The organism is Flavobacterium sp. UBA6135 (genome assembly GCF_002428305.1).
GTDB lineage: Bacteria > Bacteroidota > Bacteroidia > Flavobacteriales > Flavobacteriaceae > Flavobacterium.
On sequence record NZ_DIVJ01000037.1, the window covers coordinates 22130 to 48123 of the forward strand.

A 25994-nucleotide genomic window follows, 5' to 3' on the forward strand; every position below is an offset into this window, starting at 1 on the left:
AACGAACTATGTCATTTAGAGAAGGCCACTATTTTTCATTAGATGAAAATAAAAATTATTCAGAAAACGAAAATACCCATCATGAAATTCAAATTACGGAGTACACCTCACAAAGTTTATCCGAATTATGGCTGAAAACGCTAGAAAATGGAATGCACGGAATTTGTTTTAGTATGTATGAAAATGAGCAAAAACCCGGCGATATCATTTATGGTGAACAAGTAAACAGACGCATTCAAATTTTGAAACCTTATACCAAATGGGTGCGTTCTTTCTCATGTATTGAAGGAAATGAATTCATCCCAAGAATTGCACACCAAAACGGGATGAAAACGCTGGTTGGTGCATGGCTTGGAAATGATTTGGAAAAAAATGAAATCGAAATAGAAGCTTTAATTTCACTAGCCAAAGAAGGCTGTGTAACCATTGCCGCGGTTGGCAATGAAGTGATGTACCGAAACGATTTGACCGAAGATCAATTATTGGAATACATACATCGTGTAAAAGAAGCTCTTCCAAACATTCCGGTTGGTTATGTGGATGCGTATTATGAATTTTCACATCGTCCGCGAATTACAGAAGCTTGTGATGTGATTTTAACCAATTGTTATCCTTATTGGGAAGGTTGCCCAATTGAACATGCCTTTAATCACATGAAAAGTATGTTTGAATCAGCTAAACAGGCCGGAAACGGAAAACGTGTCATCATCACCGAAACCGGTTGGCCAAGTCAAGGTGGTTCGCTCAAAGGTGCTGTAGCTTCACATGAAAATGCAATGAAATATTTTATCGATACCCAAAAGTGGTCCAAACAAAATGATATTGAAATTTTCTACTTTTCCTCTTTTGATGAAGCATGGAAAGTGGGTCCCGAAGGTGAAGTTGGAGCTTACTGGGGATTATGGGACAAAAATGAACAACTGAAATACCAAACTAAAAAATAAAAAAGTAATTACGGCTTTTTTATGAATTAAACCTATAAACGCAACGTAAATTTGCACATTTACCATGAAAAAAATAATCCATTTTACTCTCTTTGTATCCATATTTATGACAGCACAATTTAGTAAAGCTCAAGTAGATGTTGTGTATAACACTTTAGTTTGGTCTGATGAATTTGAAACGAATGGACCCATAAATCCAACCAAATGGCACCATCAAACACAATTGCCTAATGGTGGAAGCTGGTTTAATGGTGAAGTGCAACATTACACCAACCTCATTACAAATTCTAACGTTACGAATGGTAATTTAAATATTGTGGCAATAAAAGAACCTTTCACCAATCAAGGAGTAACCAAACAATATACTTCGGCTCGATTAAATTCGAAATTCGCTTTTCTATATGGTCGTGTTGATATCCGAGCAAAAATTCCAACCAATCAAGGAACTTGGCCTGCATTATGGATGTTGGGTAAAAACGTAAACGAAACAGGTGGTTTTTTTAATGCTGAATTTGGAACCACCAATTGGCCGGCTTGTGGTGAAATTGACATCATGGAACACGGAATTACACCTTCACAACCTGCGGGTTTCATACAAAGTGCCATTCATTCGCCCTCTTCCTTTGGAAACACCGTGAATCATGGCGGTACAATTGCTTCAAATTTGGGAAATGATTTTCATGTCTATTCTGTGAATTGGTCTCCGTTTCAAATTACATTTCTTCTTGATGGTGTTGCATTTTACACCTACAATCCTGCGGTTAAAAATGCAAGTACTTGGCCATTTGACGCGGAACAATATTTATTATTAAATATCGCTATGGGCGGTGTTGCCGGAGCTATACCTTCTAATTTTACGCAAGCCACAATGGAAATTGATTATGTGAGAGTCTATCAAAACACACAAATTGACACCGAAGCCCCAACCAATTTTACTGCAACTGTGGGAAATGTAACTAGTTCTTCAGTTCAATTACTACTAAATGCTTCAGACAATTCGGGGAATGTGGTATATTCTATAAATTATAACGGTCAAAATATAACAACTGCAAGTGCTTCGGGAGTTCAAAAATCAGTAATCATTCCTAATTTAATGCCTACAACCAACTATAGTTTTTCGGTTTCAGCTAGCGATGTAGCAGGTAATGTGTACGCTAACAATCCGATTAACTTAAATGCCACAACACTAGGCGTTGTTGGATGTACAGGAACAGATAATGAAGCACAGCAAGGCTCATTCTCAACCGGATATAATTATGCATTTGAAACCATTGGAAACGATGTAAAAATTACTTTTGAATTACTTGACACTGATAAAGTTGGTGTGGTTGCTTTTTTATGGCGACAGACCCCATTTACAGAATATCAAATGACAAATATTTCAGGAAACACATACTCTTACACCATTACGAATCAAACAATTGGTGCTACTATAAGTTATGCAGTTAAGTTTGCTTATGCCGGTGGTTTATCCGTTACAAAATACTTCACTTATGTTGTAGGTGACAATTGCTTACTAACTATTGACACCTTTGAATTGGATCAATTTAGTTTTCAAAACCCTGTAACAGATTTTATTAACATAAATACTAGTGTAACAATTGATAAAGTGGAAATTTATACTTTGTTGGGTAAATTAGTTTTAAGTTCATCAACTACTACTGAGTCCATTGATGTTAAAAACCTTGCGAAAGGGTTGTATTTACTAGCAGTGTATCAAGGAAACAAAAAAAGTATTAAGAAAATGATTGTGAAATAATACCTTTGAATCAACGACAAAAAAACTTTTATTATTTGCACTATTTAGTACTTAATCACTTATTAACAGGTTGTTAACCGATAAAATTTGGTTTTGTTAATAAAATTAAATAGCTTTGTTTGAATCAAATTACTTATAATATGAAAAAAATTATTCTCATATTAGTAGTTGTTGCCTCAAACCTAAACGTATTAGCTCAATCTAATCAAGAGCCTCCTAAACTATTCACGGAAGCTGTTCGTTCAAATTTTCTCAAATACAAATACCAAAGTAACGAAGCCTATCGATTGGGAGATTTTGAACGAGGTCAATATTTATTCGACAGTCTTGTTAACAATCAACTGGTAGGATCAAAGTTTAATGACTTCACTTTAAAAAGAGTTGCTAACAAAAAACTCAAAATCAGTAAACTTAAAAAGCCAATTTTTCTGGTTACTTATGCCTCATGGTGCATTCCCGGTAAAGGAGAAATTCCGGCGTTAAATAAATTAGCTAAAGAATACAACAAAGAAGTTGAATTTATAGTGATTATTTGGGGAAAGAAAAAAGAAGCAAAGAAATTTAGCAACAAATTCAGTTCAAAAATTGAAATTTGTTATGCACATAAAAATTACAAAAACGATAATGAAATTGTACAAAGTATGAGAGAAACGCTTGGCTTCCCAACATGTTATATGATTGATGAACACTTACAAATTGTTGATATTAAACGTGGTGCTGCTCAACCGGAAATGAGAACCCCAATAAAAAAAGCAATTGAAATAAATTATAACATATTTCAAGAAAGACTTTCTTTGATAACATCGCCTGATGCAATTAAAAAAACCATTTTGGCAAAACAATAATTATTTACCAAAAATCAATTTTCCGGCAACTAATAATAATACAAATCCGAAAATCTTTTTTAGAATTTTCTCATCAATTGAAACAGCAAATTTACTGCCGATATAACCCCCAATTATAAAACAAATGGCTATAATTGCTGGATAACGCCAATCTACAAAACCTTCTTTATAGTAATTCAATGCTGCAAGTGCCGTAACGGGAACAGCCAAAACCGCCAAACTAATTCCTTGTGATTGATGTTGTGACATGCCCATTAACAATAACAATGGAATCATGATAATCCCACCTCCTATTCCAATTAGTCCGCTTAAAAACCCTGCTAATAGTCCAATAATTAGTAAGAGAATAATAGTTGTAGCTGTCATTTTGTTCATGATTAACTGATTAATATCCTTCTGTAGGTATTTCTAAAACATACAATTTCTTGGACTTGTTATCCAATTTTTTATCTCGAAGCCAAGGATTATGCAACTTCAATATTTTATAATTAATTCCCAACCCTTTCGCAAAAACGGCTAAATCAGTAATGGTTGAATCAACTTCAATTTTTTTTGTCTCAATTGGATGATACAATTGCTCAGTAGGAATATCAAAACCATATTTTACAGGGTTTTTCATAATTTCTTTCAATGCTAAAATTCGAAAAACATAACGTGAAGTCTCTTCGGTTAACAACAAGTCATAATAATCTGAAACTTTTTGGTTTTCAATTTGTTTGTTAATTCCTCCCATTCCACCATTGTAAGCAGCTGCAGCTAATGTCCATGAACCAAACTTGTTTTTAGCCTCCAAAAGATATTTACATGCGGCTTCAGTAGATTTTTCTAAATGATACCGCTCATCTACTAAATCGGTTACTTCCATCCCTTGTTCTTTAGCCGTTTGCGGCATGAACTGCCAGACACCTCGGGCTCCTGCCGGTGAAACTACATTAACAAGTCCGCTTTCAATTACGGCTAAATATTTAAAATCATCGGGAATGCCATATTTTGCCAAAATAGGTTCTATTATTGGAAAAACACGATTCGCTCTCTTCAAAATAAGCGTAGTTGTAGAATGAAGATGGGTATTAATGACCATTTCTCTATCCAATCGCTCTCTAACATCAACTATATGTAAAGGTGTTTTTTCATTTGCAAAATCTATGGCTGAAGGCAAAACAAAACTTTCTACTTTATCCAATAATACTACTTTTTTGGATGTACTATAAACAAAAAGTCCGGTTGTACATACTAAAAGGATTCCAATAACAATTTTCTTAATAGGGTTCATAGGGCATTTTTTTAGGTTACAATAAAACTACAAAAATCTATCCACTTTTATTCATTTAAAATTATTTTAGGTAAATTTTCATTTAACCATTTAAATTTATTCAAAATCATAATGTGTGTTCCGCCTTTTACAACGATAGCATCTTTGATATATTTTATAGGAAATATTTCATCAGCATCTCCATGAATATGAATTACATTTGGATCCACATCAATTCGATCCCACAAAATTATGGTTTCAATGGCCCAGTCTAGATATGTTTTATCGCGAACAGACAAATAGCGTTCATACAATTTTAAACGTTGGGTTACAGTATTTCCAAAAGCATATTTAGCCAAACTTTCAATGTTTTGAACCAACCCTGTGGGTAGCAACTTATAGGCTTTTGTTGTTTTTGCCACTTTCATACGTCGGGGAAATTCCAGACATGTTTTAACACTCGAAATTATTAGTAACTTTCGCACTGTCATTATTTTTGCCATTTCCTGAACTAAAATACCCCCAAATGAAACACCTACTAATACCGGATTTTCATGTTTTATTTGTTCCGCCAAACGTTGTGCATAGTCCGTAAGAGATTCTTTTTTCTCTGGGATGAGCCATTCTAACAAATGAATTTCAAATTGGTCTTCCGGCAACTCAATTCGTTCGAAAATTGAAGTACTGGCAGCTAAACCAGGCATGAAATAAACAGGAATTTTTTCCATAAAAAATATTTATGTCATAAAATTAAAATTTTAATAGTAATACAGAAGGGAATGCAATGTTAATTTAGCACTAAATTAGTATATCCATTACATTAACACTTTCTATACTTTATAAAAAATAAAAAGACGTATCTTTGCACCAACAATAAACTCAATTTCCGAAATCCAATAATACCATGGAAATTAAAGACAATCAACTCCTAAGACAATTTGAAATAATGACACCAGACGGTTTGCTAGTGCTGGAATATGCTATTCAAGAGCGTAAATTATTTTTAACAAAATTACACCATCCGGAACATTTGGAAATAGACATTTGTAATGAATTCATTAAAACAGTTTTAGCGTTTGCGGAAGAAAAACGTTTTAAGGTGGTGCCAACCCATCCAAAAATTGCTCATTTTTTTAGAAAAAATCCGATTTATAAAGAGTTATTACCTCCTGGCATTAAATTATGAAATGTCCTTTATGTACGAGCGAAGCAAATCATTTTTATACCGATAAAAAACGTGAATTCAATTTTTGCAGCAACTGCTTTGCCGTATTTTTAAATCCGAAGAATTATATTTCTGAAGCCGAAGAAAAAAAGCACTACGAACTTCATAACAACGACGTAAACGATGCTGGTTATCAGCAATTTGTTTCGCCAATCGTTGATGAAATTAAAAAAGATTTTACTCCAAAACACAAAGGACTAGATTTTGGTTCCGGAACCGGACCGGTCATTACCAAAATGCTTAACGATGAAGGTTTTTCCATTGTAGAATATGATCCATTTTTTGCAAATAATCCCAAAGTTTTAAAGAAAAAATACAATTATATTGCTTGTTGCGAAGTGATTGAGCACTTTCATCATCCATACAAAGAATTCAAAAAATTGTATGATTTACTTTTACCCGGCGGAAAATTATACTGCAAAACCGATTTCTTCTCGGAAAAAAATAATTTTGATACGTGGTATTATAAAAATGACCCAACGCACGTGTTCTTTTATCATCCTAAAACAATGGAATGGATTAGTAAAAATATTGGGTTTTCTAAGTTTTATGTTGATGGGAGAATGACGGTTTTTGAGAAATAAAAAATCATTATTAAACAACTACAACATCCCTCACAAACTCCATCCTCACCGAACCATCTTCATCAATTTTTGTCAATTTGATTTCGTGAAGTGTATTTGATAATTCTGGATTCCAAGGGGTTTTTACTTTCACATAATTTTCGGTAAAACCGTGAATATAACCTTCTTTATTTTCAGCTTCAAATAAAACGGTTCTGATAGTTCCTAATTGACTTTCGTAGAAGGCTCTTCTTTTCTTTACCGATAATCCACGAAGCATTTTACTTCTTTTGGAGCGTACATTCGAAGGAATTACATTTTCCATTTCAGCTGCTTCAGTATTATCTCTTTCTGAATAGGTGAAAACGTGCAAATAAGAAATGTCCAAATCATTCAAAAAATGATAGGTCTCTAAAAAATGCTCATCTGTTTCTCCCGGAAAACCAACAATTACATCCACACCAATGCAAGCTTCGGGCATCACTTCACGGATTTTATTCACGCGATCTACATACAATTCACGCAAATAACGACGTTTCATTTTCTTTAAAATGTCATTACTTCCCGATTGCAACGGAATATGAAAATGCGGCACAAACGTTCGGCTTTTTGAAACAAAATCAATCGTTTCATTTTTCAACAAATTAGGTTCAATGGAAGAAATTCGCAATCGCTCAATGCCTTCTACTTCATCCAAAGCCTGAACCAATTCTAAAAAAGTATGTTCGTGTTTTTTGTTACCAAATTCGCCTTTCCCATAATCACCAATATTTACTCCGGTTAACACAATTTCTTTGATGCCTTGTTGCGAAATTTCCTTGGCATTATTCAACACATTTTGCAATTCATCACTTCGTGAAATGCCACGTGCCAACGGAATCGTGCAATACGTACATTTGTAATCACAACCGTCTTGCACTTTCAAAAATGCACGCGTTCGATCGCCAATTGAGTAACTTCCGACATAAAAATTGGCTTCTTCAATCTCGCAAGAATGCACTTCGCCCATATCATTTTTACTCAAATCATTGAGATAATCAGTGATTTTGAATTTTTCGGTGGCTCCTAAAACTAAATCAACACCATCTACAGCGGCCAATTCTTCGGGTTTCAATTGAGCATAACATCCAACGGCAGCAATAAACGCTTTGTCATTGTGTTTCAAGGCTTTCTTTACAATTTGTTTGAATTGTTTATCGGCATTATCCGTAACCGAACACGTGTTAATCACATAAATATCAGCAACTTCTTCAAAATCAACGCGTTCAAAACCTTCCTGTTGAAAATTTCGAGCAATAGTTGATGTTTCTGAAAAATTCAGTTTACAGCCTAACGTATAAAAAGCGACCTTTTTTTGGTTTGATGTCATATTCTGCATTTCCTAAAATTGGAAAAAGGGTTTCTTTACTTATATTTACCCTATTAAAAAGAGTGCAAATTTACACACAATATTCGGGAAAATGAAATCATTACTTCGCTATCTATCACTATTTTACATTTTTATAGTATTGATTTCCTGTGGGAAGAAGAAAACGGAAGCAAATGACAACCTCGTTTTCAGATACAATGAAAGTGCGAACATTGCCACTTTAGATCCGGCTTTTTCCAAATCACAAAACATCATTTGGGCTTGCAATCAATTGTTTAACGGATTAGTTCAGTTGGATGACAGTTTGCACATTCAACCTGATATTGCTAAACGTTGGACGATTTCGGAAGATGGAAAAACCTATCAATTTATACTTCGCAGTGATGTTTATTTTCACAAGCATCATTTGTTTGGGAAAGATTCTACACGAAACGTAAAAGCCAGTGATTTTGAATACAGTTTGAACCGATTAAAAGACGAAAAAATCGCTTCTCCAGGAGGATGGATTTTACAAAATGTAGAAAATTTTGAAGCAATAAACGACACCCTTTTCGAAATAAAATTAGCCAAATCTTTTCCGGCTTTTTTGGGATTATTATCTATGAAATATGCGTCGGTGGTACCAAAGGAAATTATTGAAAGTCCAAAATATGATTTCAGAACAAAACCCATTGGAACCGGACCGTTTCAATTTAAATTTTGGGAAGAAAATGTCAAATTGGTGTTGAGAAGAAACCCTATTTACTTTGAAAAAGACAAAAACGGAAAACAATTGCCGTACTTGGAAGCCGTTGCCATCACTTTTTTACCCGACAAACAAAGTGGCTTTTTAGAATTTATTCAAGGAAAAATTGATTTTGTTTCCGGATTAGATCCTTCGTATAAAGATGAAATTCTGACGCAAAAAGGCGAATTGCAACCGAAATATGCCAACGATGTGAATTTGATTAGTGGTTCCTACCTCAACACGGAATATTTAGGTTTTAGAATGGATGGTTCGAATAAAACGATTTTGGACACACGCATTCGTCAAGCGTTGAATTATGGTTTTGATCGAGCTAAGATGATTACGTATTTGCGAAACAATATGGGAATTCCGGCAACAAGTGGAATAATTCCAAGCGGAATGCCGAGTTTTAACAACCAAAAAGGCTATGACTTCGAACCCGAAAAAGCCAAATCGTTGGTAGCCGATTATATCAAAGAAACCGGTATTAAAAAACCAAAAATCGTTTTAAGCACTAATGCGACTTACATTGATATTGGTGAATTTTTACAACGCGAATGGCAAAAAATGGGTTTGGAAGTTGAAATTGATGTGAATCCGCCATCGACATTACGACAAGCGATTGCAACCGGAAAAGTGACCTTTTTTAGAGCGAGTTGGATTGCCGATTATCCCGATGCGGAGAATTATTTATCACTTTTTTACAGTAAAAACTTTGCCCCAAATGGACCTAATTACACCCATTTTTCAAATGCAGCATTTGATGCTTTGTATGAAAAAGCTTTTTTAGAAACCGATGATGCCAAACGATTTGCATTGTATCAACAAATGGATAAAATCATCATTGAGGAAGCTCCGGTTATTTTACTTTTTTATGATAAAGTAGCGAGGTTTACACGAAAAAATGTGGAAGGTTTGGGGATTAATCCATTGAATTTGTTAAGTTTGAAGAGGGTTAAGAAGATTTAACCGCAAAGAGGTCGCAAAGGTTTACGCTAAGAACGCAAAAAAATTAATTTCTCGCAAAGACGCTGAGAAAAACTTTGCGTCTTTGCGTCTTTGCGAGAAACTAAAAATAAATTATTCCTTCCTCCACTTCTTCGTCTCCTCAAACACATGTTCTAAAATTCTCGCATCTTCTTCTGTAAATTCTACATGACGGCGAGACATGACTATTCGAGCAGTTTCAAAGGCTTTTTTAGTGATATAAGTTGAAAAACCTGCTGCTCCACCCCAACTGAAACTCGGCACAAAATTACGTGGAAATCCGCTACCAAAAATGTTGGTTGAAACACCTACAACCGTTCCGGTGTTAAACATGGTGTTAATGCCGCATTTGCTGTGATCGCCCATCATGAGTCCGCAAAACTGCAAGCCGGTTCTGGCAAAACCTTCGGTTTCATAACTCCACAAACGCACTTCCTCGTAATTGTTTTTTAAATTGGAATTGTTGGAATCGGCACCAATATTGCACCATTCACCCAATACGGAATTTCCTAAGAATCCATCGTGTCCTTTGTTAGAATAACCAAACAACACGGAGTTATTAACTTCCCCACCAATTCTACTATGAGGTCCAACGGTGGTGGCTCCATAGACTTTTGTAGCTAATTTTACTTGAGCTTCTTCGCATAAGGCAAAAGGACCACGAATAACAGAACCTTCCATGATTTCGGAATTATAACCGATATAAATGGGTCCGGTTGAAGCATTTAAAGTAACAAATTCAAGCTTTGCCCCTTTTTCAATAAATATATTTTCAGGATTGATAACGTTGACACTTTTAGGAATGGGTTGCGAAATTCTATCTTCGGTTAACAATTCAAAATCTTCACGGATGGCGGCATCATTCTTAGCAAAAATATCCCAAGTGTGTTCAATGCGTAAACCTTCTTCGTTATAATCGATGATTTCATAGGTGTCAAAATCTACTTCTTCTTGCGTATCGTTCGTATAAAAAGCAACCACTTCTTCGCCTTTAAAAATGGCTTGGTTTTTTTCTAAAGCTATAATCATTTCCACCAACACTTCATTGGGAAGAAAGGCTGCATTGATTAGAATGTTTTCTTCCATTTCAACCATTGGATATTTTTCAGACAAATAATCTTCGGTGATGGTGGTGGTGGTATAGCCTAAATATTTCTCCCATTTTTCGCGAATGGTTAAAATTCCGATACGAATATCTGCCACCGGACGTGTAAATGTAAACGGTAAAAGTGCATTGCGAACCGGTCCGTCAAAAAGTATGTAGTTCATAAGTTAGCCAATTTGAAATTCAAAGGTACTAAAAAGCCTTCTGAAAAGAAGGCTTTGCTAATTTGTAATTCAGAAAATTGTTAGTTTTTAATGATTTTTTGAGTGGTTTTATTTCCATCACTATCTGTGATGGTTATCAAATACGCACCACTAGCAAGACTTCCTAACGATACCGAATCTGAATTTAAAGTTGGTTTCAACACTGATTTTCCGTTCAAATCAAACAATTCAATTCTTGCAATTGATTTGTCCAAAGAGGATTGAACAGTTAACCTATCAGAAACCGGATTGGGATAAAGTATAAACTCGGTTGTGTTGATTTCATTTACATTCAAAGTAGCTCCTTCAACTACATTCAACACTTGGTTAGTGGCTGGGTTTACAATAGTGTCAACAACTCCCGAGGGCCATCTAACGATAACTTGCGTAATTGCTGTTGCAGTTCCGATTCCAAAATGAGCATTTAACGAATTCATATAACGGAAACCATCCCCACTTCTGATGTCGCGAATTTGTTTTCCCCATGCTCCGTAAATTTCTACACGGGCTCCAATTCCTTGTTTATTACTTAAAACACCATCTAAGGTGATTTTTATCCATTTATTAGCATTTCCATTATTGATACGAAGGTTGTTTCCGTTCATAACATCAATAAAACCATCGTTGTTTAAATCGCCCAAAGCACCTGCTGAAAATCCGGTACTTACCGGTGAAAACGTCATGTTCCCATTGTTATACATAATTGTGTTACTTGCACCACAAAAAACATCAATAAAACCATCGTTATTAAAATCTTGTGCTACATATTCTGTACTAACTCCATTAAAATTATGAAACCCTGAATTTGGTGTTACATCAGTAAAGGTCCCATTTCCGTTATTTCGCATCAACCGGTGTCCGCCGGCACTAAATGAACTTGCTCCAACTAAAGCATCCATGTAACCATCGTTATCAAAATCGCCCCAAGCTGAAGACCAAGTTTGAACACCGCTAGCCATATTGGCTGAAGAGGCAACATTAGTATAAACACCACTTCCGTTTTTCTTGTGTAATTCGTCAATAGAAGCCGGAGATCCCGCACCTCTACATTTTGCTATAAACAAATCAACTTGAGAATCATTATCATAATCCACCCAAATGGAACCATAATTACCTCCATCGGCAACATTTCCTAAACCGCCTTGATTGAAAACTAAATTTCCGTTTCCATCATTTAGATAGTAAACGTTTGGAGCCACATCATGACAAACAAAAGCATCCAAATGTCCGTCGTTATTGATGTCTACAAAATTAGTGCGTTGCGAAAATACATATTGTGGAAACGTTATTTTTTCAAAAGCAGTTCCGGTTGCATTAGATTTCATAAAAGTAACGCCACTGCCTCCACCATATAATAAATCGGTTCTTCCGTCACCATCAAAATCTCCGGCTGCCAAACTCCAAGTAGGTAGATTCTCAGCAGAAGGAGTTGGAATATTTACAACAGTAAAACCTCCTAGAGCATTCTGATAATGAATATGAACATTCGCTGATGCTACTGAAACAATATCATCCAATTTATCACCATTCATATCAACAACTCCGTTTTTATAGGTGCCACCAATAGAAACTACTTGAGTAGTAAAACCAACCGGAACAGCTATTTGTGTCACAGGAATTTCAGGTTCAGGAGCGGCATTCTCAATCAACTGAAAAGTGATGTTGTTAGCTAATGCTCCCCAACGGTTATCAAAAGCAATAATATAGGTTGTACCTGCTGTTACAGTAAACGTAGCGACAGATAAAAATCCGGTACCACTATCATCATCGCCAGCCACACAAACCAATGAAGCACAAGTTCCCGAATAAACGTTAAAACGAGTATCTTTTCCATTATTTATGGGTAAATCAGTAGTTACCGTTACGCTTAAATCTTCATCCGGAGTATAACTATACCACAAAGCAGCAGTAGCAGTACCAGAAGTTGTACAATATACTGTTGGACCAACCCCATTAACTATCCCTATATTGAAAGACCCTGAGGTGATTTCAAGAGCTGTAGCACATGAGCTTTGTGCTTTAATAATTCCAGATGTTAAAAATAATAACATCAAGAAAAAGTAATTTTTTTTCATTTTTTTTAAATTTTAATTACAAGGATTTAATGTTTGTATCCATTGTTCAATTAATTCAACACCTTCTTTATGAATTACAGATCTACCGACAATTGGCATTCGTAATGCCTCATCTGTGGTGTTCATTCTAAAGTGCAAAACTGATCTTTCAGTATTATTTGGTGTAACAATAAAAGACATAATATCATTTATATTTTCATCCGGTGGAACACAAATTCCTATATTAACTGGATTAGACGATTCGCTAAAAGCAAAACGCATAGGTCTGTAATCACAATGACTATTTTGTTGATGACAATGAGCACAATTGATATCAATATAAGATCTTACTCTCAAATCTAAAGGCTTTGAAACATCTTTATAATTAACAACGGTTGCTATGTTTGAAGGAATGGATGCATCCAAATAACCCATTTCAATCCATTTTGACAATTGATTTTTTGAACCTTCTTTGAAAGTGTATAAACTATTCAGGTTTTGAGGTTTTGGCCCAATTGGAATAGCCGTTTGCAATGATTTATGACAGATTAAACATTCTACTTCAGAAGGAATTCTGTAATTCACATTTTGAGTGATACCGGCTTCATCTTTCCATGATACGGGTGTGTAACTTCCCTCCATTTGAAGTGATGCCTCAGTTTGATCAGCATTCCAGACATATTCAGCAAAAATCCATCCGGACTCTTTTTTGACTAACAGTCGGGTTTCAATGATACGATGGCCATTTCCCGGTTGAACATTTTCGTAATAAAAATTCTTTATTAAAACAGAACCGGTAGGAAAATCTAATATTTCTCCATCAGAACTATAAGTAGCCTTAGTATTTTTTGGCATCCATACAAAACGCTTTTTCAAAGCATAATCTGTAAACAAAGAGCTAATAGGTTCATATGGTAAAACACCTAATGAAGGCTCTTGATTTTTCATATCACCTTCAAAAAATTTATATTCAGATAGTGTAGCATAAGGTACTTGAGCTAAATCTAAAACAACAGGTGATCCTAAATCAGGAACATCTTGATAATCATCGTTTGACGAACAAGAGAATACAATGACCACCATCACAGTAGTAAGTAGTGAAACTAATAGGAAATTCTTTTTCATGCCTTTTTGGAAAATTCAAACCAAATGTAATAAAAAATAAGAATCTTAACAAAAATTTTTGATTATTAGCTACTTATCTGTTGTTTTTAAAAGGATTATATAAATTGAAATGCTTTATGAGTTCTCAATTTCACTGCTAAAATCTTCACCGGCTCTTTTTAAAATAGTTTCAGGTAGTACTTTTTTTGCCTTAGCTCCCATTTTGCGTAATCGTTCTACACTTCCAACCAAATTCCCTTTACCTTCTACTAATTTACCCATTGCATTGCCGTATTCCACTTTTGCTTCGTCCATTTTTTTGCCTATTTTAATTAAGTCGGAAACAAAACCTTCAAATTTATCATACAAAGCTCCGGCTTGACGGGCAATTTCTAGTGCATTTTCTTGTTGCTTTTGATTGGTCCACATGCTGTCGATGGTTCGTAAAGTAGCCAATAAAGTAGTTGGTGTAACGATGACAATATTTCGCTCAAAGGCTTTGTTATACAAGGAATTATCATCATTCAAAGCAATGGCAAAAGCGGATTCAATCGGAATAAAAAGCAATACAAAATCCGGACTTTCCATTTGATACAAATCGTGGTAATTTTTATCACTTAATTGCTCCACATGGCGTTTAATGGAATTGATGTGTTCTCTTAAAAATAAACCTTTTTGGATTTCATCTTCCTCGTTGGTATACCGTTCATACGCCGTAAGCGAAACTTTTGAATCAACAATCATTTTCTTTCCATCAGGTAAGCTAATCACCACATCGGGAAAAACTCGGCTACCTTCCTCGGTTTGAAAACTTTGTTGCACGTGGTATTCACGACCTTTTTCTAAGCCGGATTTTTCGAGAACGCGTTCCAAAATTAATTCGCCCCAATTTCCTTGCATTTTGCTGTCACCTTTCAACGCTTTGGTCAAATTGAGGGTTTCTTTGCTCATTTGCTCGTTCATTTCTTTCAACCCAACAATTTGCTGACGAAGAGCAGCGTGATAATCAATACTTTCTTTGTGCGTATCTTCGACTTTCTTTTCAAAATGCTGGATTTTTTCCTGCAAAGGCGATAAAATATTTTTTAAATTTTCCTTGTTTTGTTCGGTGAATTTCACCGTTTTTTCTTCCAGAATTTTATTGGCTAAATTTTCAAATTCTTTGGTGAATTTTTCTTGTAGTTCTTCTACTTCTTGCTTTTGTTCCTTGTTGCGTTGCCAAAGGTTTTCAAAATCGGCTTCTTTTTTCGTCAATTGCATCGATAAGGAATCTTTTTCACGACGAATTTCTTCTTTGTCTTTTCTCTCTAATTCTAAATTTTTTGAGAATTGGTTTTGCTCTTCCTGAAAACGAATTTTCAATTGGTCAATTTGTAATAAAAGTCCATTCACACGTTCTTCCAAACCTGATTTTTCCGATTTGGATTGAGCTGTAAATAATAGTTTTCCGATATAAATTCCGATGGCTAAAGCAAGAATAAATACAATGGTAAAAAGAATAATGTCTGACATTTGGCGATGATTTTTTAAAAAGTAAAAATACGCAAAAGAAAAATGCATATCCAAAGAACTCTTTCAATTTGAATGAAATAATTTTTATCTTTAACAAAAATAGGTTCAGTATGCAAGACAAATCTTTACTTCGAAGTCAGCTTTTTCAACATTTAGACGGATTAGTAACCGCTCCCGTGGCTTATGCTTTATGGGAAAAAGGTGTTTTGAGTTTCTTATTATCCGAAAAATCAGTTTCATTGAAAGAGTTGTCAACGCAATTCAAATCCAATGAAGGTTATCTTAATGTGGCGATGCGGGTTTTGGCTTCGCAAGGCTTTATCGAATTTAATGTGGATAACCAATCGAATGAAGTTACCTATTCGATAAATTCAAAAAGTAAAATAGCTTTTGATTTATTTCCGTTGTATAAAGATGTGGTGGAATTATCCAAATTTGCAGGAAATTTTCATAATCGGGTTTTTCAGGAAGAACCTTTTTTACGTTTAAAACCATTGTTTGAAAAATATAAAAACAATTGTGGAATCACTTTTTCGGATGATGAATTAACACTTTATATTCAGAAACAAGTTTTAAGACATATTGAAGGAAATTTAGTGGGTTCAACTTTAGTTCGATTAGGAATGAACGGTATGTTTCATAAGTATTTTATGGAAACAAGTTTTAAACCGGAAGAATTTCATAAACAACCGGAACATTTTACTCAAATTTTGAACTTTTTTGTCCATTTAGGATGGTTCACCGAAAAAAATGGCTTTTATCAATTTACCGAAAACGGGTTATTTTTTGCCAAGAAAGTGGCAGCTTATGGCGTTACGGTTTCCTATTTGCCGATGTTTCGAAAAGTAGAGGAATTGATTTTTGGCAATCCAAATGTGCTGCGAAATGTAGGTTTAGGCGAAGACGAATTGCACGTGGATCGCGAAATGAACGTTTGGGGAAGCGGTGGTGCTCACGCAACGTATTTTAAAATTGTGGACGACATTATCATTGAATTGTTTAACCGTCCGATTGAAGAACAACCAAAAGGAATTTTGGATATGGGATGCGGAAATGGAGCATTCATTCAGCATATTTTTGAAGTGATTGATCGACAAACGTTACGGGGAAGAATGTTAGATGATTATCCGCTGTTTTTGGTTGGTGCCGATTATAACCAAGCAGCGTTGAAAGTCACAAGAGCCAATTTAATTAACGCCGATATTTGGGCAAAAGTAATTTGGGGCGATATTGGTCAGCCCGATGTATTAGCCAAAGATTTAAGTGAAAATTATAACATTCAACTGAACGATTTGCTCAATGTTCGAACCTTTTTAGACCACAACCGTATTTGGGAAAATCCGAAAATAAAAACCGAAAATCGCATTAGTCATTCTACCGGTGCTTTTGCTCATCGTGGCGAACGAATTTCAAACAACGATGTGGAAGATAATTTATTGGAACATTTAAAAAAATGGTCGCCTTTTGTGGCAAAATTCGGTTTGCTTTTAATTGAATTGCATACCATTTCTCCTGAACTAACGGCAAGAAATTTAGGCAAAACAGCTGCTACGGCGTATGATGCTACACATGGATTTTCTGATCAATACATTGTAGAGATTGAGGTGTTACACAAAATTGCTGCCGAAGCCGGATTGCATCCTGATGAAAAATTATTTCATAAATTCCCAAATACGGAGTATGCCACAGTGAGTATAAATCTTTTGAAAGGAAAGAACTAAATGATTACAAATTTTCCTTTTGTTACATCAAATTGAATGTGTTCATTGGTAAACAGTGAGGAAAAAACACCTTTTGAAATTAAATTGCAAGGCTCATCTTGTATGACGGTTTTGCCATCCATCACAATCATTTCATCACTCAATTGAATGGCTAAATCAATGTCGTGAGTGGAAAATAAAATACATTTTTGGGTTTCAGTAGTTAATTTTTTCAAAAGTTTAAACAAGGATACTTTATGAAGTAAATCCAAATGTGTTGTGGGCTCATCCAAAACAATCAAAGGCGTATCTTGTGCTAAAGCTCTGGCTATTAAAACTTTTTGCAACTGTCCATCACTAATTTCGTAATGCTTTTGATGAATTAGATGATTGATTTCTGTCAATTCGATGGCTTTATTAATTTGGATTTCATCTTCATTTGATAATTTTCCGAGCCAATTGGTATAAGGCTGTCTTCCCAACGCAATCAATTCATAAACGGTTAAATTGCTGGGTGGTAATTTTTCGGTTAACACCACACTTATTTGTTGGGCTAAGGCCAAAGGTTCAAAAGATTCGATTGATTTCTCATTCAATAAAACAGTTCCTGAAAGTGGTTTTTGAATTCCGGTTAACGTTCGCAATAAAGTCGATTTTCCAATACCGTTGGCTCCTACTAAACCGATTAATTTTCCGGGTTCCAAACTAATTGCAACGTCAGAAGCTACCGTTTTGGAAGCTCCTTTGGAAGTGTAGCCGATGTTGAGATTTTTGGTTTGGAGAATCATTTTTTGAGGGTACTGAGGTTCTGAGATGTAAGGTACTAAGGTTTTTTTAAATCATTATTTTTCGTTTTCTAACTAAAAGCCAAACCACCACCGGTGCTCCAACCATCGAAGTAATAGCGTTGATTGGTAAGGTATAATCGCTGCCGGGAAGTTGAGCGATGCTGTCGCAAACCAACATCAAAATGGCTCCGATTAATAATGTGCTCCAAAATAAAATGTAATGATTACTGGTTTGAAAAAGCAATTTCGCTAAATGCGGAACAGCTAATCCCACAAAGGCAATGGGTCCGGCGAAAGCGGTGATACTTCCGGCTAAAATACTGGTGGCAAAGATGATAATTAATCGCGTTCTCTTGAAATTTAATCCTAAACTTTTGGCATAATTTTCTCCTAATAATAATGCATTCAAAGGTTTGATGCTGAAAATACTCAACACTAATCCCAAACCACAACATATAGCTAAAATTAAAATGGAATTCCACGGTAAATTAGCCAAACTTCCCATGGACCAAAAGGTGAATTTCTGTAATTCTTGAGCAGTGCTGAAATAACTCAACACACTGACAATCGCACTGGTAAAACTACCAAACATCAATCCGACTATTAAAATCGCCATTGTATCTCGTAATTTTTGAGAAACGACCAAAACGGCTAATAAAACTAAAAAACTCCCTAATGACGAAGCCAAAACAATTCCGTAATCGGAAACTAAAAAAGAGGGTAAAAAACCGGCTCCCATGATGACAAAGGCAACACCTAAACTTGAACCTGAACTTAATCCAAGTACATAAGGGCCGGCTAATGGATTTCTGAATAACGTTTGCATCAATAACCCGGATATCGACAAGCCCATTCCTACTAAAATGGCTGTGATGGCTTTGGGTAAACGGAAATTCCACAAAATAATTTCCCAAGAAGTTTTGATTTCGTTTCCAATAATCGAATTAAAAATTTCGGTTGTTGGAATGGAAACCGAACCTAAACTAAGGTTAAGTAAAAACGTTCCGATTAAAGCGAAACTTAAAAAAATGAAAAGTATTTTATGTTTTTGAGTTGGCAATTTTTTAAACCATTAAGGGATTAAGAGATATTAATTTGTATAGATTTTGATTTTAAACTAATATTAATAGTTTTCTTTGTTTTGTCTCAACAGTGTTGAGAGTTTTTGAATTACTTATTACTGTTCGTTCGAAAAGACTGGATGAAATCTGTCTGTCAAGTTCTCGAAAACTGTAATTTTCTTGTTTTGCAAGTTTTAAATAAAACTCTTGCTCTTCAATAGTTTTACATCTTGAAAATATTGCTAAGTTGTGTGACCAACTAATTTCTCTCACCGCTGGTGTGAGTTTTGGAAAATCTTTATAAGTCTCATAAAACTGTTTCATTCGTCAAATATTCTTGTCGGAGAATCCTTTTATATCTGGTTCAGTTTGTTGAATGTAATTGGCTAATTCTTTTACAACAGTGTCGCCCCATTCTGACTTTTCAATTTTTTTACTGATAAATTCTCCAATGTTCCAATAAAGATTTATTAATTCGGCATTTACAGCTTTAATCGCATTTGAGCGAGATTGTTTTATAATTTGAATGATGTCTGTAAATCGATTGTCCATTTTTAATTGATGTAATTCAGATTACTTACAAACTTAACTATTTTATGTCATATTGGTAATTGAACTATTTCAATTTCTCAAAAAAATACAATTCATAATCCTCCATTAATTCCGGATGTAAAATTTTAATTAAATCTTTCAATACCAAATCAGGTCGATTGGAAGCCAATTCATAATAAATTACGCCACCGGTTCTTCCTTTTTTGGAACTAAAGGAATACACATTTTTGTTTTGAACGGCTTTGAAATGTTTGTAGTTTGGATTCGCTTTTTCAAGTTGTTCGAAGGAAGTAAATTGTCCGGGACCAATCCAAAAATCGGCATCATGGGCTTTTTCTAAAACGGTTTCAAAAGATAAAGATAAACTTCCCGTTCCTTCGGATGCTGCCCATAAATAATTGCCGTTTGCATTGTCAAGAAATTGTGCTGCCCAACTTTTCCCTTGAGGCAAATACCATTGATCTTGGTAAATAGCTCCACTCAAAATGGTTGGTTTTGAAGTGGCTTTTTTGGCTAATGCAATGCCTTCCAAATAATCGTTTTCGATGGTTTTGAAAACTTGATCTGCTTTTTCTTCTAAACCGAATAAAACCCCAAAAAGTTGAATCCATTCGGAACGTCCGAGCGGATGTTGTTCTGTCCAATCGCCGTTGTAAAGAATTTTTAGTCCGTTTTGTTGCAAATTGTCATAGGTTTTCTTTTCGCCATCTACGCCAAAACCGATAATAACATCGGGTTGCATATCGAGTAAAACTTCGGTGTTTAAACTTTGGTTGGTTCCGATTTCGCGGACTCTTCCGGTTTCGATCAACGCTCTGGTTTTTTCGGAAGAAATATAATCGGTGTTGGGAAAACCCATTAATTTGCTTTCTACTCCTAATAATTCTAAAGCCGGAATATGTGTGGTTGATGTGACTACGATGGATTGTATCGGAACTTGAATCGCTTTATACTTTTGTAAACTATCGGGAATTGTTGCTGATTTTTGATGTAGAATATAGGTGAACTTTTTATCAGCTGTTGGCCATGGATTGGAAACGGTTACAATGGAAAAATCAGCATATTTTTGAATGGAAAGTCCGGTGGCATAACGAATGTAATTTTGGGATGAATGATTTTCTTGACTGTTTTTCTGCTTTTCTTGACAGGAAAGAAATAGAAAAGAAACTATGGAAAGTAAAAGGTAGTTTTTCATGGAATGCTTTTTTGCAAAGGTAGCCGAATGTTTTAAATTTATCTGAATGTTTTTTAATGCACTATCCCCTAGCCCGGATTGAAGTGGAAAGCCTTTTGCAGGATTGTTGCATTTTTTCTTGGCAAAAAAAAGCGACCAAAGGAAGCTCTTTTTTTGCCTTAGAAAAAAGCAACAAGACAAAAAAGCTTGAAACGGAAAGCCGGAATAGCTTCTGAAAAATTTTATGAATTGTTTACTTTTAAATGTTTACTTTTGCTTCGAATTTTGGTTGCAACGCTTTTTTAAAGCCGAGCATTAAAAGGGAATCAGGTGAAAAAGTAGGCAGTAGCAGTTTTCAGTTAACAGAAAACAAATTACGCCAATCTAAATCCTGAGCTGTACCCGCAACTGTGAGCTATCAAGCTTGTTGTTATTCTTTATTATGCCATTGTTCGCCTAGGCGAATGAGAAGGCCAACAACAAGACGCAAGCCAGGAGACCTGCCATATTCACGAGTAACAAACTTTCGGGAAAAAAGGTTTGGGTATGGGCAAATTCTATACTTTTCTCCCATTTTAGTAAATTATTTTTTAATTAAAATGAATCAAAAATTCAGTTGCTGTACCGCAATTTTGGCGTTATGGGGAACGTGTGCTTTTGCACAACAAGACACGATTGCATTGAGCGAAGTCGTGATTTCAGACACCAAATTTGCACAGTCCAAAGAAAAATCAGGTAAAATTATTGAAAAAATCACCGCCAAAGATTTGGAGCGAAACACCGGACAATCGGTCGCAACGATCTTGAGTCAAGCCGTTGGTTTGGAAGTAAATGGAAACCAAAGTGCGAACGGAAAAAACCTCAGCTACTTTATTCGTGGCGGAAGAAATCGTCAGGTTTTGATTGTAATTGATGGTATTCCGATGACGGATGCCTCAGGGATTAATTTTGAGTATGATTTGCGGTTGCTTCCGGCGGAACAGGTGGAAAGCATTGAAATTATGAAAGGTGCTGCCAGCACGTTATATGGAACAGGAGCGGCTTCGGGTGTGATTAACATTACACTGAAAAAATCGGCCAAAAAGGAAGTTTCAGGAAATGCGTACATGCATTTTGGTACGCAAAATACCACTGAAAATTTTAAAGCGAATCAGCAAGATTTTAATCAAGGTTTTGGTCTGAACGGAACCGTTGACAAAATTGATTATTATGCTTCACTAAACAGCACCGAAACCAAAGGAATTTCGCAAGCAGCCGGAGAAAATTTTGAAGAAGATCGTTTTTCAAGAGTGAATGCATTGGCGAAAATTGGTTTTCAAGCTACCTCAAAATTGAAGTTGGATTTCTTTAGTAATTACGATAGAATGAAAACCGATTATGACGGACCGTTTGATAATTTCAGCAGTCCGGATGTGTTGGGAAATGTTTCGCTGTCGGAACAATTCCGATTTGGATTTAATCCGAAATACAAGTATAACAAAGGTGAGTTCATTGTTAATTCCGGTTTTACTTTGTTGGAGAGAAGTTATGATGAGTTCAACTCGTGGTCTTCTACATTGGAAGAGTACACCTATACATCAAGAAGCGTGGTGGTTGATGCGGTCAACAAATATACATTCAACAAAAACTTTTTTGTAGTAACGGGAACACAATTTCAGTTTCACGATATGAACACACAAACACCATTTGATGTGATTGAACGAGAAACTGCAAATTTTAATTTGATTGACCCTTATCTAACGGCGGTTTACAATTCTAGTTTTGGATTGCATATTAATGCGGGAGCAAGAATGAATTTGCATTCGGTTTATGATAATCAATTGGTTTATAATTTTAATCCGTCCTATCATTTTAAAAAATTTCCTTTAAAGATTATTACGTCGTATAGCACGGCATATATCACACCGAGCCTATACCAATTATACTCTCCATATGGGAATTTAGAATTGACTCCGGAAGAAAATGCAACAGCTGAAGTGGGTTTTGAAACCACTTTTTCAAATAAAAAAATCACGTTTAGTGCGGTTGGTTTTTACAGAGCAGAATCCAACTCGATTGGTTTCTTTTTTAATCCTGACACTTTTGATTCGTATTATGTGAATGTGGATGGAGAAAATAATGTTCGTGGTTTTGAAACTACATTAAGTTATCAAGTTTCATCTAAATTAAGACTCAACGGGAATTATACGTTCACGGACATTCGACAAGAATTGAATCGTTTGATTCCAAAACACAAAGGAAATGCGGCAATAGATTTTCAAGCCAATGACCGAACTTTAGTAAGCTTAAACTACCAATATGTTGACGGCAGAAGAGATGCTTTTTTTGACGGAGGCACTTTTGCAACAACTGATGTTTTCTTAGATTCTTATCAATTAATTAACGGATTAATTAAATATGACGTATTGAAAAACAGAATGAGTGTTTTTGGTGCTGTGAATAATATTTTAAACGAAGAATTTGTAGAAACCGTAGGATATAACACCAGAGGTAGAAATGTAAAACTAGGTTTCACCTTCTTATTTTAAAGAAAAAGGGCTCTAAAATCGAGCCCTTTTTTTATTGTAATACTTGAAATAATCCTTCAGGAATATTTTCGAGATACATTTCGTTGCTTAATTTTCGCATTGATTTACTATTTTCAACTTGTAAATTTTTAGATTCGATGTATTGGTTCCCAAATCTACCATTAGCCAAAATATGATTAATAGCTGTATTTAAATAAGGCTCGTTTTGATCTCCTAAAACTCCAAGATTTTCAACATTTTCAAATTGTACAATTGTTGGATTCAAGCCATTTTGATAGTCACCATTGCCATTTTTATCAGCAATTTTAAGCACCAAAGGCTGCATAGCATAACGATGGTTTGGGTTTCTGTTACTTGATCCAAACGTTGGCGAATCATATAATGTAATAGAACCATCGTTTTTTCCGGTTGTTATTGTGCCTATTTGCACCACATCAATATAGGGTATTAAACTATTGATAATTAATTCGCTTGCAGAAGCAGTAATACCGGTAGTAAGCACATGTACTTTGTTTAAATTCAAACTATTAATGGTATTTCCATTTCCAATTGAATTAGTAAAACGATTAATAAGTTGTTCCGGATTTTGTTGATTAAAGAAATCCATAACCTTTTGATTCCAAACTTGACGAGCAAAAACCTGACCGTTAAACTGACCTGTTATCATACTTGCTAAACGAGTGGCTGTATTTACAGAACCCCCGGAATTATAGCGTAAATCTAGAACTAAATGCGTGACATTTGCAGCTTTCAATTGAGCAAAAGCTTGATTTAATTGTACTTCATAGTTAGAAAAAAATCCGTTGTACATTAAATAGCCAATTCGTTTGTCATCCACTTCAATCACATGGGTTAAATAAACAGGATTTTCGTTGTATTGCGTTTTGGTTAGGTTGATAGAGATTCCGTTAGGCGTGATATTTCCTCCATCATAGTCGGCAAATTGTAGCGAATAAGTATCTTGTCCAAAAGCGGCTCTCCAAATTGATTCATTGGATGCAGTCATTGGAATGTTATTTATTGCATAAAAAATCATTCCCCGGGTAACACTTTGATCAGAAGCACTTGTGTTTGGCAAAATGTATCGTACATAACCAAAAATATCGGTCTGCGTATCGTCTTTGTATCGAAGACTAAATTCTATTCCGTTTGTCTTGAAGCCACCTTGCAAAGCATTTTCCAGTATTCTGTAATCACTAAACATCACACTGAATCGATCAATGGATGGAGCAACTCTTAAATCAGCAAACAACGCTTCGGGAGTTTCATAACCTTCTAAAAAAGTATTCAAATCACGTTGCGTTTGAAATAAATCATCGGCTAATTTAGGTTGATCGGCTTGCCATAGATAATAAAGATTTAAACCTTTCCAGATAAAGTCTTTTACTCTTAAATTTGAAGGTACTTGTGAAACATCATCCCTATCTTCACAGGATAAAAATAACACGCCAAATACACTTAACAGTAAAATTGATTTTAAAAAATTATTCATAGCTTTTATTTTTAGAAACGTAAATTTAGCAACTTTAGTTTTATTTTAGATTTATTTGTAACAAAAAAAAGTATCATTCGTCTTGACTATATAACCAATAGGAAAAACATGAACCAAAATGAGTTCGTAACTATCATTCAACCTTTTAAAGACAAAATGTTTCGTCTTGCAAAAAGGCTATTGGTTAGCACCGAAGAAGCAGAAGATGCAACGCAAGAAGTTCTGGTAAAATTATGGAATAAAAATCAGGAGTTGAAACAATTCAATAGTATTGAAGCCATGGCAATGACCATAACAAAAAATTATTGTTTGGATCAATTGAAATCAAAACGAGCTTCAAATTTAAAAATTGTGCACAACAATTATACCGATAGAGAAGCCGGATTACAGCAAAGAATTGAAGATCAAGACACCCTGAGTTGGGTAGAAAAAATCATCAACGAGTTACCGGAACAACAAAAAATTATCATTCAAATGCGTGATATTGAAAATTGTGAGTTTGAAGAAATTGCAACAATTCTGGAAATGAATGAAACCGCAGTGCGAGTAGCATTGTCGAGAGCAAGAAAAACAATTAGAGAAAAAATTACAAATACCCACCATTATGGACTGGCAAAAAATTGAACAATTAGTAGACAAATACTTTGAAGGAAACACTACAATTGAGGAAGAGGCAGCATTAAAAAACTACTTCTCTTCTAATGAAGTTGTAGAACACCTGAAACAATACCAACCGTTATTTAGCTATTTACAAATTGCTAAAAATGAAACCGCTCCAACAAAATCTAATGTTAAACCCAAAATCCAGTTCAAAAAATGGATTTCAATTGCAGCAGTTTTTGTTTTCATAGCAGTTTTAACAACGGTTTTGAATTTAAAAACAAATGAGTCAGAAGATTTAGGCACATTCAATGATCCGGAAATTGCATATGCTGAAACCATGAAAGCTCTAAAGTTGCTTGCAACGAATGTAAATCATGGCATGGAATCTGTAAACTATATTAATGAATACCAACAATCAAAAAATTTAATCTTTAAAAACTAGAAAAA

The 25994-nt window shown here is 35.0% G+C and carries 22 protein-coding genes, 1 pseudogene and 1 riboswitch; of the genes and pseudogenes, 10 read left to right on the top strand and 13 right to left on the bottom strand.

The window, feature by feature from the left end; translation table 11 throughout:
- Positions 1–8 precede the first annotated feature (8 nt).
- The 3 genes from B3L86_RS09325 (at position 9) to B3L86_RS09335 (ending at position 3548) form a co-directional block, all read left to right on the top strand.
- Entirely contained in the window at positions 9–944 is a 936-nt protein-coding gene (locus B3L86_RS09325; RefSeq protein ID WP_291118092.1) for a glycosyl hydrolase family 17 protein, read from the top strand.
- 64 nt (positions 945–1008) lie between these two features.
- The gene (locus tag B3L86_RS09330; protein ID WP_291118095.1) at positions 1009–2703 is read left to right on the top strand and encodes a family 16 glycosylhydrolase; all 1695 of its coding nucleotides are present in this window, start codon (positions 1009–1011) and stop codon (positions 2701–2703) included.
- A 140-nt stretch (positions 2704–2843) separates the two neighbouring features.
- On the top strand, positions 2844–3548 hold the full coding sequence (locus tag B3L86_RS09335; protein ID WP_291118098.1) for a TlpA family protein disulfide reductase: 705 nt from the start codon (positions 2844–2846) through the stop codon (positions 3546–3548).
- Here B3L86_RS09335 and B3L86_RS09340 read toward each other — a convergent pair whose 3' ends face one another.
- The 3 genes from B3L86_RS09340 to B3L86_RS09350 are packed head-to-tail and all read right to left on the bottom strand — an operon-like array spanning position 3549 to position 5528.
- Positions 3549–3923 (bottom strand): sulfite exporter TauE/SafE family protein, encoded by a 375-nt coding sequence (locus tag B3L86_RS09340; RefSeq protein ID WP_349679490.1) that lies wholly within the window; start codon positions 3921–3923, stop codon positions 3549–3551. It abuts the gene before it with no gap.
- Between the two features lie 10 nt (positions 3924–3933).
- Positions 3934–4821 carry a lytic transglycosylase domain-containing protein gene (locus B3L86_RS09345; protein ID WP_291118101.1) on the bottom strand — a complete coding sequence of 296 codons (888 nt, stop codon included), beginning with the start codon at positions 4819–4821 and terminating at the stop codon, positions 3934–3936.
- Positions 4822–4868: 47 nt separating this feature from the next.
- Positions 4869–5528: an alpha/beta fold hydrolase gene (locus tag B3L86_RS09350; protein ID WP_291118104.1), complete on the bottom strand. Its 660-nt coding sequence runs from the start codon at positions 5526–5528 to the stop codon at positions 4869–4871.
- 176 nt (positions 5529–5704) lie between these two features.
- Between B3L86_RS09350 and B3L86_RS09355 the strand changes: the two genes are divergently transcribed.
- Together B3L86_RS09355 and B3L86_RS09360 are read left to right on the top strand one after the other, a co-directional pair.
- Positions 5705–5986, top strand: a complete 282-nt coding sequence (locus B3L86_RS09355; RefSeq protein ID WP_291118107.1) for a GNAT family N-acetyltransferase — start codon at positions 5705–5707, stop codon at positions 5984–5986.
- Positions 5983–6609 (top strand): class I SAM-dependent methyltransferase, encoded by a 627-nt coding sequence (locus tag B3L86_RS09360; protein ID WP_291118110.1) that lies wholly within the window; start codon positions 5983–5985, stop codon positions 6607–6609. The genes B3L86_RS09355 and B3L86_RS09360 overlap by 4 nt, the downstream gene beginning before the upstream one ends.
- A 10-nt stretch (positions 6610–6619) precedes the next feature.
- Here B3L86_RS09360 and mtaB read toward each other — a convergent pair whose 3' ends face one another.
- Positions 6620–7957: a tRNA (N(6)-L-threonylcarbamoyladenosine(37)-C(2))-methylthiotransferase MtaB gene (mtaB, locus tag B3L86_RS09365; RefSeq protein WP_291118113.1), complete on the bottom strand. Its 1338-nt coding sequence runs from the start codon at positions 7955–7957 to the stop codon at positions 6620–6622.
- 91 nt (positions 7958–8048) lie between these two features.
- On the opposite strand from mtaB, the gene B3L86_RS09370 reads away from it, so the two are divergent.
- A complete protein-coding gene (locus tag B3L86_RS09370) occupies positions 8049–9653 on the top strand; it encodes an ABC transporter substrate-binding protein (RefSeq protein WP_291118116.1) in 1605 nt (534 codons plus the stop codon).
- Positions 9654–9764: 111 nt separating this feature from the next.
- Here B3L86_RS09370 and B3L86_RS09375 read toward each other — a convergent pair whose 3' ends face one another.
- From B3L86_RS09375 to rmuC, 4 genes are all read right to left on the bottom strand, one after another.
- Positions 9765–10940 carry a GlmU family protein gene (locus B3L86_RS09375; RefSeq protein WP_291118119.1) on the bottom strand — a complete coding sequence of 392 codons (1176 nt, stop codon included), beginning with the start codon at positions 10938–10940 and terminating at the stop codon, positions 9765–9767.
- Between the two features lie 80 nt (positions 10941–11020).
- Positions 11021–13054 carry an FG-GAP-like repeat-containing protein gene (locus tag B3L86_RS09380; protein ID WP_291118121.1) on the bottom strand — a complete coding sequence of 678 codons (2034 nt, stop codon included), beginning with the start codon at positions 13052–13054 and terminating at the stop codon, positions 11021–11023.
- 12 nt (positions 13055–13066) lie between these two features.
- Positions 13067–14158, bottom strand: coding sequence for a hypothetical protein (locus B3L86_RS09385; RefSeq protein ID WP_291118124.1), 1092 nt, complete (start codon positions 14156–14158; stop codon positions 13067–13069).
- Positions 14159–14272: 114 nt separating this feature from the next.
- On the bottom strand, positions 14273–15649 hold the full coding sequence (gene rmuC, locus B3L86_RS09390) for a DNA recombination protein RmuC (RefSeq protein WP_291118127.1): 1377 nt from the start codon (positions 15647–15649) through the stop codon (positions 14273–14275).
- A 110-nt stretch (positions 15650–15759) separates the two neighbouring features.
- Between rmuC and B3L86_RS09395 the strand changes: the two genes are divergently transcribed.
- Entirely contained in the window at positions 15760–17370 is a 1611-nt protein-coding gene (locus tag B3L86_RS09395; protein WP_291118130.1) for a class I SAM-dependent methyltransferase, read from the top strand.
- Here B3L86_RS09395 and B3L86_RS09400 read toward each other — a convergent pair.
- The 4 genes and pseudogenes from B3L86_RS09400 to B3L86_RS09415 form a co-directional block, all read right to left on the bottom strand.
- A complete protein-coding gene (locus tag B3L86_RS09400) occupies positions 17367–18137 on the bottom strand; it encodes an ABC transporter ATP-binding protein (RefSeq protein ID WP_291118133.1) in 771 nt (256 codons plus the stop codon). The genes B3L86_RS09395 and B3L86_RS09400 overlap by 4 nt on opposite strands.
- A 46-nt stretch (positions 18138–18183) precedes the next feature.
- Complete coding sequence (locus tag B3L86_RS09405; RefSeq protein WP_291118135.1) at positions 18184–19197, bottom strand: iron ABC transporter permease; 1014 nt, start codon at positions 19195–19197, stop codon at positions 18184–18186.
- 52 nt (positions 19198–19249) lie between these two features.
- A pseudogene (locus B3L86_RS09410) lies at positions 19250–19750 on the bottom strand (DUF1016 N-terminal domain-containing protein).
- Between the two features lie 64 nt (positions 19751–19814).
- Positions 19815–20945 (bottom strand): ABC transporter substrate-binding protein, encoded by a 1131-nt coding sequence (locus B3L86_RS09415; RefSeq protein WP_291118138.1) that lies wholly within the window; start codon positions 20943–20945, stop codon positions 19815–19817.
- A 248-nt stretch (positions 20946–21193) separates the two neighbouring features.
- Positions 21194–21446: riboswitch (cobalamin riboswitch) on the top strand.
- A 77-nt stretch (positions 21447–21523) separates the two neighbouring features.
- On the opposite strand from B3L86_RS09415, the gene B3L86_RS09420 reads away from it, so the two are divergent.
- A complete protein-coding gene (locus tag B3L86_RS09420) occupies positions 21524–23452 on the top strand; it encodes a TonB-dependent receptor plug domain-containing protein (protein ID WP_291118141.1) in 1929 nt (642 codons plus the stop codon).
- Between the two features lie 31 nt (positions 23453–23483).
- Here B3L86_RS09420 and B3L86_RS09425 read toward each other — a convergent pair whose 3' ends face one another.
- Complete coding sequence (locus tag B3L86_RS09425; protein ID WP_291118144.1) at positions 23484–24944, bottom strand: S41 family peptidase; 1461 nt, start codon at positions 24942–24944, stop codon at positions 23484–23486.
- Between the two features lie 108 nt (positions 24945–25052).
- Between B3L86_RS09425 and B3L86_RS09430 the strand changes: the two genes are divergently transcribed.
- Together B3L86_RS09430 and B3L86_RS09435 are read left to right on the top strand one after the other, a co-directional pair.
- Positions 25053–25568 carry an RNA polymerase sigma factor gene (locus B3L86_RS09430; protein ID WP_291118147.1) on the top strand — a complete coding sequence of 172 codons (516 nt, stop codon included), beginning with the start codon at positions 25053–25055 and terminating at the stop codon, positions 25566–25568.
- On the top strand, positions 25549–25989 hold the full coding sequence (locus tag B3L86_RS09435; RefSeq protein ID WP_291118150.1) for a hypothetical protein: 441 nt from the start codon (positions 25549–25551) through the stop codon (positions 25987–25989). Before B3L86_RS09430 ends, B3L86_RS09435 begins: the two co-directional genes overlap by 20 nt.
- Positions 25990–25994 lie beyond the last annotated feature (5 nt).